The sequence below is a fragment of the Micrococcus sp. APC 4021 genome, assembly GCF_030407635.1.
Classification (GTDB): domain Bacteria; phylum Actinomycetota; class Actinomycetes; order Actinomycetales; family Micrococcaceae; genus Micrococcus; species Micrococcus luteus.
The window spans coordinates 1-7,562 of the sequence record NZ_JASDCZ010000115.1 but is presented as its reverse complement, the minus strand read 5'-3'; the positions used below and the strand labels follow the sequence as shown (position 1 = coordinate 7,562).

Annotated in this window: 8 protein-coding genes; 1 reads left to right on the top strand and 7 read right to left on the bottom strand. The window is 74.4% G+C overall.

The window, feature by feature from the left end:
* The first annotated feature begins 49 nt into the window (after positions 1 to 49).
* Positions 50 to 1,012: a CPBP family glutamic-type intramembrane protease gene (locus tag QL983_RS09435; protein WP_290152590.1), complete on the top strand. Its 963-nt coding sequence runs from the start codon at positions 50 to 52 to the stop codon at positions 1,010 to 1,012.
* Here QL983_RS09435 and QL983_RS09430 read toward each other — a convergent pair.
* From QL983_RS09430 to infB, 7 genes are all read right to left on the bottom strand, one after another.
* Complete coding sequence (locus QL983_RS09430; protein WP_036314991.1) at positions 990 to 1,832, bottom strand: class I SAM-dependent methyltransferase; 843 nt, start codon at positions 1,830 to 1,832, stop codon at positions 990 to 992. The two genes, QL983_RS09435 and QL983_RS09430, sit on opposite strands and share 23 nt — an antisense overlap.
* The gene (locus QL983_RS09425; protein ID WP_036314988.1) at positions 1,829 to 2,806 is read right to left on the bottom strand and encodes a bifunctional riboflavin kinase/FAD synthetase; all 978 of its coding nucleotides are present in this window, start codon (positions 2,804 to 2,806) and stop codon (positions 1,829 to 1,831) included. Before QL983_RS09425 ends, QL983_RS09430 begins: the two co-directional genes overlap by 4 nt.
* Positions 2,806 to 3,237, bottom strand: coding sequence for a hypothetical protein (locus QL983_RS09420; RefSeq protein ID WP_036314984.1), 432 nt, complete (start codon positions 3,235 to 3,237; stop codon positions 2,806 to 2,808). The genes QL983_RS09425 and QL983_RS09420 overlap by 1 nt, the downstream gene beginning before the upstream one ends.
* Before the next feature lie 11 nt (positions 3,238 to 3,248).
* On the bottom strand, positions 3,249 to 3,617 hold the full coding sequence (locus tag QL983_RS09415) for a hypothetical protein (RefSeq protein ID WP_002855305.1): 369 nt from the start codon (positions 3,615 to 3,617) through the stop codon (positions 3,249 to 3,251).
* Positions 3,614 to 4,579 (bottom strand): tRNA pseudouridine(55) synthase TruB, encoded by a 966-nt coding sequence (gene truB, locus QL983_RS09410; protein WP_078026112.1) that lies wholly within the window; start codon positions 4,577 to 4,579, stop codon positions 3,614 to 3,616. Before truB ends, QL983_RS09415 begins: the two co-directional genes overlap by 4 nt.
* Before the next feature lie 13 nt (positions 4,580 to 4,592).
* On the bottom strand, positions 4,593 to 5,045 hold the full coding sequence (gene rbfA, locus QL983_RS09405) for a 30S ribosome-binding factor RbfA (RefSeq protein WP_036314977.1): 453 nt from the start codon (positions 5,043 to 5,045) through the stop codon (positions 4,593 to 4,595).
* Positions 5,046 to 5,125: 80 nt separating this feature from the next.
* Positions 5,126 to 7,562: translation initiation factor IF-2 (infB, locus tag QL983_RS09400; RefSeq protein ID WP_290152581.1), on the bottom strand; the 2,437-nt coding region annotated here is incomplete at its 5' end.

The following is a 7,562-nucleotide window of genomic DNA, read 5'->3' as shown; positions in this document are numbered from 1 at the left end:
AGGGTAGGCGATGCGGTAGACTCGACCCTCGGCCTCCCTGCAGTCCGCGGTGGGGTGGGCCCCGCGTCGTCCGCCCCTGGATCTGCCGCTGATCGGCCACGGCTACCCCGCGCTGCTGCGCACGCCGCGGGCCCGATGGTGGAACCCGCTCGCGTCCTTCGGCCTCGTGCTGGCCGGCCTGGTGGGCCTCCTCGTGCTCGGGGGCGTGCTGGGCGCTCTCGCCCTGATCGCCACGTCCGGGCCCGCGCTGCTCGGCGCGGCCGACCCGACGGACGTGACCGACCTCGACCTGTACTCCGCGCCCATGGTGCTGCTGAACAACCTCCTGCTCGCCGCGCTGATCGGGGTCGCGCTGCTGGCCGTGGCGCTGGGCCACCCCGTCGCCGCCCGCTTCGTCCACTCGGTCGAGGGCCGCGTGCGCTGGCGCTGGCTGGCGCGCTGCGTCGTCGTGCTGACGCCGCTGTTCCTCGCCTACGTGCTGGGCGCGTGGGCCCTCGACGGCGCCCCCACGGCCCCGCGCGCGCAGGACTGGGTCTGGCTGCTCGTCACGGCGTTCGTGCTCACCCCGTTCCAGGCCGCGGGCGAGGAGTACCTGTTCCGCGGGTGGCTGCTGCTGGCCGTCGGCACGTGGATCCGCCGGCCGGTCGTGGCCGCCGCGGTCACCGCGGTGCTCTCGGCGGCGACCTTCTCGCTCGCCCACGGCTCGCTCGACCCGTGGATCCTGCTGGACCTCGCCGCGTTCGCCGTCGCCGCCGTCCTGCTCACGTGGCGCACGGGCGGGCTCGAGTCCGCCGTCGCCCTCCACGTGGTCAACAACGTGGTGATCATCGCCGTCGGCACGCTCGTGGGCACCGTCGAGGACAGCTACGTGGGCGCGGAGACCGCCGGCTCCCCGGCGGCCACGCTGCTCTCGGTGGCGGTGGTCGCGGTGGCCACGGCGCTGCTGCTCTGGCAGGCGCGGCGGGCCGGGATCGCCCGGACGGTCCCGGTCACCGTGGGCGCCCGCCCCTGACCGGCGCCGCCCACCAGGCCACCGTCACGTAGGGCACCTGCAGGACCGCGTCCGCCGCATGGCCCAGGTGCTCGTGCAGGTACCAGTCGAGGTTGGCCGTCATCCGGGACCGGATCCGCTCGTCCGCGCGCAGCCAGTACGAGCGCGAGGCCATGAGTCCGTGCAGCCCCGCCGCGGTCATGGGCTGCGTCCACGCCCAGCGCGCGTGCTCCTCCGCCCCGAACGGGGCGGCGAACCGGCGCTGCTCCGGCCGGGCGGCGTGCACGTCCCCGGCGTGCATGATCCGGGTGAGACGGTGCACCCACGGCACCGCCGTGTCGAGCTGGTTCCACACCGCGGCCAGGCGCCCACCCGGGCGCAGCACCCGTGCGGCCTCCGCGCTCGCCGCGGCCGGGTCCATCCAGTGCCATGCCTGGGCCGCCACCACGGCGTCGGCGCTCGCCGCCGGCAGGCCCGTGGCCTCGCCCGTGCCCGGCACGGCGCGCACCCGCCCGCCCGTGCCGGCCGCGACCTCGCGTTCCAGGACGGCGCGCATCGACGCCGACGGCTCGAGGGCCGTCACCGTCCGCACCCGGTCCGCCGGGCGGGCCGCGAGCAGCCGGGTGAACAGTCCCGTCCCGGCCCCGAGCTCCACCACCTCCGCGCCGTCGGCGATGCCCGCCAGGACGCGGTCCACCACGGCGGCCGGGTAGGAGGGGCGGACGGCGTCGTAATGCTCCCCGCCGGTCTCGAAGGGGTTGGGCCCGGCCCGACGGGCCCGGGCCGGGCGCCCCGGCAGGTTCGGCACAGCGGGGGAAGCGCCCGGCTCCGGGGCGCTCACCGGTCGGAGGGGGTCGTGGCCAGGATCGCCCGGGCCTCGTCCACGTCCTGCGTGATCTGCGCCACGAGCTTCTCGACGCCCTCGTAGGCGACCATCCCGCGCAGCCGGGCCACGAACTCGACCTCGATGTGCTGGCCGTACAGGTCGAAGTCCTCCACCCGCTCGTCATGGCGGTCGATCACGTGCGCCTCCACCACGCGGGAGACGTCCTCGAACGTGGGGTTCGAGCCGATGGAGATCGCGGCCGGCCACACGCCGCCGTGCGCGTCGTGCACCCAACCGGCGTAGACGCCGTCGGCCGGGATCATGCCCTGCACATCCGTCTCGAGGTTCGCCGTGGGGAAGCCGAGCTCGCGGCCGCGCGCGAACCCGTGCACCACCTCGCCGGCGAGCACGTGGTGCCGGCCGAGCACGGCCGCGGCCTGAGCGACGTCGCCCGCGGCCAGGGCCTCGCGCACCCACGTCGAGGAGCAACGGCGCTCCGGCTCGGCCCCGTGCTCGGCGGGGAACTCCTCGACGGCCTCGACCTCGAAGCCGTAGCGGGCCCCCAGGCGCACCATCTCCGCGACGTCGCCGGTGTTGCCCCGGCCGAAGCGCACGTCGTGCCCCACGACCACGACGGCGGCATGCAGCCCGTGCACGAGCATGCCGCGGACGAACTCCTCCGGGGACTGGTCCGCGAACTCGAGGGTGTACCGCTGCAGGAGCACCGCGTCCAGACCCGCCTCCTCCAGGAGGACGACCCGCTGCTCGGGGCTGATGATGTCCACGTGGGGCACCTCGGGCTGGTGCACGGCGCGCGGGTGCGGGGTGAAGGTCACGGCCACGGCCAGGGCGTCGCGGGCCCGCGCCAGCTCGACGACCCGGCGCAGCACCTCCCGGTGGCCGCGGTGCACGCCGTCGAAGTTGCCCAGGGTGACCACGGTGCGCGGCAGGTCCGTGGGGACCTCGTCCAGGCTGTTCCAGACCCGCATCAGAGCGCCCCCGCCTCGGCCGGGCGGGCGGGGCGGTGCGTCAGCAGCCAGATCAGGCCGACCACCGGCAGCACGAGCGGCACATAGCCGTAGCCCGCGCCGAACCGGGACCACACGGTGTCGTGGGCGAACATCCCCGGATCCAGGACGGTCCACAGGCCCACGCCCACCACGCCGGCCAGCTCCACGAGCACGGCGCCCAGCGCCACGGCCCAGGCGCGCGCGCCGGAGCGGGCGAGCGCGAACGTCGCCACGATGTACACGACCGCCGCGACCGCGGAGAGCGTGTACGCCACGGGGGCGGCGTCGAACTGCGTGAGGATCTGGAAGAGGCTGCGCGCGCTCGCGGAGAGGGCGAACACCGCGTAGACCATGACGATGATCCGGCCGAGACCCTGGTTGCGCGCGGGGGCGCCGTCGCTGGGTGCCATGTCCATCCTCCTCACCACTGCCCGAACCAGATGACCTGCATGCGATGCAGCATCACGGCGATCGTGGGCCCGACCACGGCCAGCACGAGGTTGGACCACCGGGTCTTGTCCGTGACGGCCCAGCCCACGGCGATCACCGGCACGATCAGGGCGGTGAGGATGTAGCCCCAGAACTCCCAGCCGGGGCCGTTCAGGGTGTCCCCGCCGAGCTGGCGGACGGCGGCGGCCGCCGCATAGACGAGCGTGAACAGCTCGACGGCGGCCACCGAGAGGATCGAGGCGTCCGCGGGGTGGCGGCGGATCGCCGTCATCACCACGCAGACGACGAACGAGACGGCACCGATCACCAGTCCCGTCCAGAACCAGGCGTCGAGGATCATGCGGTCCTTCCCTGTCCCGGCCCCTCGGCCGGGGCGAACACGAGCTGGGGCTTGGCGACGTCGGCGCCGCGGCGGCGCACGTCGGAGACGAGGGCGATGACGCGGCCGTCCGGCGCGCGCCCGGCGACGAGCGTCTCACCCGTGCCGGTGGGCGCCACGACCCGCCCGAAGGCGAGCTCGTGGGCCTCGTGCTCCGTCAGCTCGCGCACCGGGAAGAGCCCGGCGGCGGCCTCGGAGAGCTCGGTCATCGCGAACCGCTCCGCGAGGGCCTCGAGCGAGAGCGCGTCGGCCACGTCGAACGGGCCGACGGCGGTGCGGCGCAGCGCCGTCAGGTGACCGCCGGTCTCGAGGGCCTCGCCCAGGTCGCGGGCGAGCGCCCGGATGTAGGTCCCGGAGGAGCAGCGCACGGTGACGTCGAGGTCGACCAGCCGGCCGCCGTCGAGCCGGCGCAGCTCGTGCACCGTGAACTCGTGCACGGTGACGGGGCGGGCGTCGAGGGTGACGTCCTCTCCCGCGCGGACGCGATCGTAGGCGCGCCGGCCCGCCACCTTGACGGCGGAGACGGCCGAGGGCGCCTGCAGGATCTCGCCCGTGAGGGCGGCGACCTGCTCGGCCACGCGCTCGGGCGTGACGGCGTTGGCCAGCCGGGTCTGCACGACCTCGCCCTCCGCGTCGTCCGTGACGGTCGACTGCCCGAGCCGGATCGTGGCCGTGTACGTCTTGTCCGTGCCCGTGATGGCGGTCAGCAGGCGCGTGGCCTTGTTGACGCCGACCACGAGCAGGCCCGTGGCCATGGGGTCCAGGGTGCCGGCGTGGCCCACCTTGCGGGTGCCCGCCAGCCGGCGGACCCGCCCGACGACGTCGTGCGAGGTCCACCCCTGCGGCTTGTCCACGAGGACGACCCCCGACGCCTCCGTTCCCGGCGCGTCGGGGGCCTGTCCCCCGGTGCTGCGTGCGCTCACCGTGCCGCGGGCCTCAGGCGCGCGGGGCGTCGTCGGCGTCGGCGTCCGGCTCCGCGGTGCGGTACGGGTCCGCGTCACCGGCGTACGACGCGCCCTCGCGCGCCTTCGCCAGCTCGGCGTCCCGCTCCTTGGCCGCGCGGAGGACGTCCTCCAGGTGTGCGGCCGCCTCGGGGACGGTGTCCGCCACGAACTCGAGTGTGGGCACCAGGCGGATGGTGAGCCCGCGGCCCACCTCGCGGCGCAGGATGCCGCGGTTGTCCTGGATGCCCTCGTGGGCGGCGGCCACCGTGGCCTCGTCGCCCAGGACGGTGTAGTAGACGGTGGCGTGCTGCAGGTCGTTGGTCACGCGGACCTCCGTCACGGTGACGGGCTCCACGCGGTCGTCCTTGACGCCGCGGCGCAGCGCCTCGGCCACGAGGACCTTGATGCGCTGGGCCAGACGGCCGGCGCGTGCCGGATCGGCCATGGTGCGGTTCCTTCCGGTGGTGATGGTTCAGAGGGTGGGACGCGGAGGGCGGGGGCCCGTGCGGGCCCCCGCCCCGGCCGTCAGACGCGCGGCTTCTCCTGCATCTCGAAGGTCTCGATCACGTCGCCCTCCTTGATGTCGTTGAAGCTGCCCAGGCCGATGCCGCACTCGTAGCCCTCGCGGACCTCCGTGGCGTCGTCCTTGAAGCGGCGCAGCGACTCGATCTTGAGGTGATCGGAGACCACCACGCCGTCGCGCACCAGGCGGGCCTGGGCGTTGCGGCGGATGAGGCCCGAGCGCACGAGCGAACCGGCGATGTTGCCCCACTTGGAGGAGCGGAACACCTCGCGGACCTCGGCCGAGCCGAGCTCGACCTCCTCGTACTCCGGCTTCAGCATGCCCTTGAGCGCGTTCTCGATGTCGTCGATCGCGTCGTAGATCACGCTGTAGAAGCGCATGTCCACGCCCTCACGGTCGGCCAGGTCGGCGACCCGCTCGGCGGGGCGCACGTTGAACCCGATGATGATGGCGTTGTCCACGGTCGCCAGGTTCACGTCATTCTGCGTGATGGCGCCGACGCCGCGGTGGATGACGCGCAGCTGCACCTCGTCCTCGCCGACCTCGATCTTGAGCAGCGAGTCCTCGAGCGCCTCGACGGCACCGGACGCGTCGCCCTTGATGATGAGGTTGAGCGTGTCCAGCTTGCCCTCGGCCACGGCCTGGTCGAAGTCCTCCAGGGTGATGCGCTTGCGGCGCTTGGCCAGCTGGGCGTTGCGGTCCGCGGCCTCGCGCTTCTCCGCGATCTGGCGGGCGGTGCGCTCGTCGTCGGTGACGAGGAACGAGTCGCCGGCACGCGGCACCGCGGACAGGCCGAGCACCTGGACGGGACGCGACGGATCGGCCGCCTCCACGGCGTTGCCGTTCTCGTCGAACATGGCGCGCACACGGCCGTGGGCGGAGCCCACCACCATGGTGTCGCCCACGCGCAGCGTGCCGGTCTGCACCAGCACGGTGACGACGGCGCCGCGGCCCTTGTCGAGGTTGGCCTCGATGGCCACGCCGCGGGCGGCCTTGTGCGGGTTCGCCGTGAGCTCGAGGGCGGCGTCCGCGGTGAGCAGGATCGCCTCGAGCAGCTGGTCGATGTTGATGTTGTTGCGCGCGGAGACGTCCACGAACATCGTGTCGCCGCCGTACTCCTCGGGCACGAGGCCGTACTCGGTGAGCTGACCGCGGATCTTGTCCGGGGCGGCGGTGTCCTTGTCGATCTTGTTGACCGCCACCACGATCGGCACGCCGGCCGACTGGGCGTGGTTGAGCGCCTCGACGGTCTGCGGCATGACGCCGTCGTCGGCCGCCACCACCAGCACGGCGATGTCGGTGACCTTCGCACCGCGGGCACGCATGGCGGTGAACGCCTCGTGACCCGGGGTGTCGATGAAGGTGAGGCGACGCTGCTCGCCCTCGTGCTCCACGGGCACCTGGTAGGCGCCGATGTGCTGCGTGATGCCGCCGGCCTCGCCCTCGATGACGTTCGAGGAGCGGATGGCGTCCAGCAGACGCGTCTTGCCGTGGTCCACGTGGCCCATGACGGTGACGACCGCGGGGCGCGGCTCGAGGTCGGCCTCGTCCTCGTTGGCCGCCTCGGCCTCGAGGTCGATGTCGAAGGCCTCCAGCAGCTCCTTGTCCTCGTCCTCCGGGGACACGATCTGGACCTTGTAGCCCAGCTCGTCGCCGAGCAGCTGGAAGGTCTCCTCGTCGAGGGACTGGTTGGCCGAGGCCATCTCGCCGAGGGTGAAGAGCACCTTCACCAGGTCGGCGACGTCGGCGCGGATCTTCTCGGCGAAGTCGGCCAGGGACGCGCCGCGGCGCAGGCGCAGAACGGTGGTGCCGTCACCCTTGGGGACCTTGACGCCGCCGATCTCACGCGTGTGCTGCTGCTCGAACTCCTGGCGCTTCGCGCGCTTCGACTTGCGTCCCCTGCGCGGGCCGCCGCCGCGCCCGAAGGCGCCCTGGGCGTTGCCGCGACCGCCACGGCCGCCCGGGCCGCCGGGACGACCCGGACCGCCACCGGGGCCGCCGCCCGGACGGCCACGGCCGCGGGCCGGCTGCGGGGCCGGGGTGATCTGCTTGGGCATCATGCCCGGGTTCGGACGCGGCCCACCGGGGCGGGGACCGCCGGCGCCCGCGGCCGGGCGCGGACCGCCCGGACGGGGACCGCCGGCACCGGCCGGCGGACGGGGGCCGCCCGGACGAGGCGCGCGGTCCTCACGACCGGAGCGCATGCCCTGCGAGGGGGCGAACGGGTTGTTGCCCGGACGCGGAGCACCGCCACGGCCGCCCGGGCGGGCGCCCGGGCGAGGCCCGGCGGAGCCGCCCTTGGGGCTGAACGGGTTGTTGCCGGGACGCGGGGCGCCCGGCTTGGGCGCGGAGGCACCCGGCTTGGGCGCGGCGGCGCCCGGCTTCGGCACGGCCGACCCCGGCGTGGCCGGCGGCTGCGGGGCCTTCGGCTCGGCCGGG

Bases quoted from the DNA above. Each gene is read 5' to 3' on its own strand.
- QL983_RS09425 (WP_036314988.1), bottom strand. From the start codon at position 2,806: ATGCGGGTCTGGAACAGCCTGGACGAGGTCCCCACGGACCTGCCGCGC.
- QL983_RS09420 (WP_036314984.1), bottom strand. From the start codon at position 3,237: ATGGCACCCAGCGACGGCGCCCCCGCGCGCAACCAGGGTCTCGGCCGG.
- QL983_RS09415 (WP_002855305.1), bottom strand. From the start codon at position 3,617: ATGATCCTCGACGCCTGGTTCTGGACGGGACTGGTGATCGGTGCCGTC.
- rbfA (WP_036314977.1), bottom strand. From the start codon at position 5,045: ATGGCCGATCCGGCACGCGCCGGCCGTCTGGCCCAGCGCATCAAGGTC.